This is a genomic window from Mesorhizobium intechi (assembly GCF_002879535.1).
GTDB classification, from domain to species: Bacteria; Pseudomonadota; Alphaproteobacteria; order Rhizobiales; family Rhizobiaceae; genus Mesorhizobium; species Mesorhizobium intechi.
This window is the reverse complement of record NZ_PNOT02000170.1, coordinates 1-3,395: the sequence shown is the minus strand read 5'-3', so window position 1 is coordinate 3,395 and position 3,395 is coordinate 1. Positions and strand designations below refer to the sequence as shown.

General features: G+C 67.0%; 2 protein-coding genes and 1 pseudogene. All 3 read right to left on the bottom strand.

What is annotated here, in order from left to right:
• Window positions 1–630: DUF4347 domain-containing protein (locus tag C1D09_RS14610; RefSeq protein WP_167514614.1), on the bottom strand; the 630-nt coding region annotated here is incomplete at its 3' end.
• A 4-nt stretch (window positions 631–634) separates the two neighbouring features.
• The gene (locus tag C1D09_RS14605; RefSeq protein WP_167514613.1) at window positions 635–1,498 is read right to left on the bottom strand and encodes a DUF4347 domain-containing protein; all 864 of its coding nucleotides are present in this window, start codon (window positions 1,496–1,498) and stop codon (window positions 635–637) included.
• Window positions 1,499–2,117: 619 nt separating this feature from the next.
• Window positions 2,118–3,395 (bottom strand): annotated as a pseudogene (locus C1D09_RS14600) (hypothetical protein); the annotation flags it as partial.

The following is a 3,395-nucleotide window of genomic DNA, read 5'->3' as shown; positions in this document are numbered from 1 at the left end:
AGTCAGCGCCACTTCAAGACTCAGCACGCCAGCGTAAGTTAGCGCCCCGGCGTCGGTTAGCGGCGGTGCCACCCGAGCGCCAGCTGATGCCGGCAGGTCCCATTGCCCCCCGAGCGCCACAGCGCCCACCAGCACCGTCGAGGCCGATACTTCCGCGCCCACCACCTCAGAGAGCGCTTCGACAAACGCCTCACCAGCCGAGCCTCGGCCCGTCTCACAGCTCCACAGCCGCAAGTCCCCATCTTCGCCAAGCGCGCGGCCGATGGCTTCAAGGTGGCGCGCGTCACGCTCGAGAGCCGCAAGAGACCATTCACCAGCCGCGAAGGCGACGCGCCCGGGCGCGCCGTGGGCGATGACATGCACAGCAGCAAGGTCTCGGCGACCAGCCAGGGCCGCCGCCATCTGCGCGGCCGCGGGCCGTGTGGCATCGAGCAGCACCGGCCTCACGCCGGGCCGCAGCCCGGCCAGGAGCGTCCCGATATCGCTGACGGCAGGATCGATGAAAACGACTTCGGAGCCGAACGCTACGGCATGAATGCGGTCGGCGATTGCGGGCGAAACTTGCCCCGTTGATGCGCAAAGGCCCGGCAGTGTGGCCGGGCTTGGGAAGGGAACCGGAGTGTTCAGCATGACATCACCCCCTTGTTCCGACGGCGCCGGAGGGAGGCGCAGGCACATCCACCGTGAAGCCGGCCGAGGTGAACTTGCCGGTCTCGTCGAACACTCCGACGTCTAGGCCCGTCGATCCGGCGGGCACCCTGACGGTGATGCGGAAGGCCCTGTTCGCCATGTTCGGCAGATTGATGTTGCCGACGATCGAGCCGTGGTCCCTGTCGACCACGAAGTATGTCGTCGTGCCGGCCGCAAGGCCGCTCGGGACCAGGCCGGATACGGTGATCTCGATTGCCGCCAGAACCGCTGCGTAGCTCATGATGCCCCCCCGGGTCAGCGGCGGCCGCGCCGCCGCGTCCTGTGTTGTCTTCACGTTCAGTTGCCAGTGCCCGCCAAGCACCGGCGACCCGACCAGGCCGTTCGCGGCCGCAACCGGCGTTCCCGTCGCGCTTGACAGCGCGTCGATAAAATTGCTTCCGCCGGCGCCGGCGTTGCAGCTCCAAAGCAGCAGTTCGCCCAATCCGCCCAGCGCATCGCCAATCGCGGCGAGGTCGGATCCATCGGCACCCAGCGTCTCGGCCGACCATTCGCCCGCCGCGAAATTCACCCGCCCGGGCGCGCCGTGGGCGATGACGTGCACGGCGTCGAGGCCGTAGCGGCCTTCGAGCGCCAGCGCCATCTGGCGCGCGGCCGGGCGGTTGGCGTCGAGCAGGATCGCCTCGACCTCCGGCCTCAGATTGGCGAAGATCGTGCCGAGATCGGCTACCGAGGGATCGACGAAAAGGATTTCTGGAGCGCCGGCCAGAGGCGCATCGGCCCGTGCATTCGGGCGACCAGTCGCCGCGGCAGGAAGCGGATGAATTTGGCGCCCATCGATCCCTGGCACAGCGCCCCGGGGCGCACGCGACAACACTTGATACACAGTACCCACTCCCGTCACTCGTACCGCCAACGCCTCGGCGGCAAACTCGCGAGCGAACTCCGGAATGGGAACATCTGCCTTCCGCCGAAGGCAGACATGGACGCGGCATCTCACGGCACGCCCGGTGAGCGCACCTTCAACATCCGCTAAATAGCCTTGCTACCCAGATCCCTGCCCAAACTCGCCTGCAAAGACCGCCGGCCACCCGACCGTGCGATCCGCGGGCACCCTCCATACCCACATATTAGTAAAGTCGAAAATTAGCGATTTGTAAACTATTAGGTAAGGAATTGGTAAATTGCCAAGAATGGAGCCGCAGGCCTCGGTCAATAGCGAGGCGCCGGACTCGCGCAAATTGTCTTGGAAATCTGAGACTTGGCGGCTCCTTCAAGTCGCTTTCAATCCGCCAATGGCGGCCATGGCCGGACCAGAAGCGGACCGCCTGCAAGCGGCTGCACCTGGCACCCGGCATGCCTGACGATGCCAAACGAGCCGGCACGAATGATCGGCGCGCGGACCCCGCTTTCCAGCGAAGCCCGCGCGCCCATCTTCCAACCTGGACCGGTCCAGGTCCATTCGCCGCTCAGCCGTGCGGCTTCAAGAGATCCTTCAGGGACGTCTTGACGGCGTGGTCGTTGCTGGCGTAGCCGGCGCCAGGCTTGGTCTGATCCGAGGTGAGATCCGTGCTCGCCCCAGACGGCTTGTTCGGGTTGTGACCAGCTCCGCCAATCGTCTTGAGGACGTTGAGCAGGTCCGTCGAGACCGATGTGGCCGCAAGGCCGATGAGGTTGCGGAACGACGCCTGACTGCCGGGATCACCGTTGCCGCCAGCCGAGCCGGACTGCAGGAACTTCGCCGTGTCCGTCAGCCCCAGCGTGCTGGCCGTGACGTTGGCTTTGTTGTGACCAGGGCCGTTTTCGGCATTGTTATGGTTCCCGGAATTACCAGGCGCATCCTGATCTCCATTGCCAAAGCCGTTATTGCCATGGTGGTGGTGGTCACCAGTGTCACCACCACCCGAACCGGTGCCTCCGGTCGGGCCTGTCGGACCTTGCGAGCCAGTTGCCCCAGTCGCACCGGTTGCGCCGGTCGAGCCAGTCGCACCAGTCGAGCCGGTTGCCCCCGTTGCTCCAGTCGCACCAGTCGCGCCGGTCGCTCCGGTATCACCAGTGGCCCCGGTTGCTCCGGTCGCCCCGGTGTCACCAGTTGCACCTGTGGCTCCGGTAGCCCCGGTTGCTCCGGTCGCGCCAGTGTCGCCTGTCGCTCCAGTGGCCCCCGTTGCTCCGGTTTCACCAGTTGCACCTGTGGCTCCGGTTGCCCCGGTTGCTCCGGTCGCGCCAGTGTCGCCTGTTGCTCCAGTGGCCCCGGTTGCTCCGGTCGCGCCAGTGTCGCCTGTCGCTCCAGTTGCCCCGGTGTCACCAGTTGCACCTGTGGCTCCGGTTGCTCCGGTCGCGCCAGTGTCGCCTGTCGCTCCAGTGGCCCCGGTTGCTCCGGTCGCGCCAGTGTCGCCTGTCGCTCCAGTTGCCCCGGTCGCCCCGGTGTCACCAGTTGCACCTGTGGCTCCGGTCGCGCCGGTCGCGCCAGTGTCGCCTGTCGCTCCAGTCGCTCCGGTCGCCCCGGTCGCGCCAGTGTCCCCTGTCGCTCCAGTTGCCCCGGTCGCCCCGGTGTCACCAGTTGCACCTGTGGCCCCGGTTGCTCCGGTCGCGCCAGTGTCGCCTGTCGCCCCAGTTGCCCCGGTGTCACCAGTTGCACCTGTGGCTCCGGTTGCCCCGGTTGCTCCGGTCGCGCCAGTGTCGCCTGTCGCTCCAGTTGCCCCGGTGTCACCAGTTGCACCTGTGGCTCCGGTTGCCCCGGTCGCACC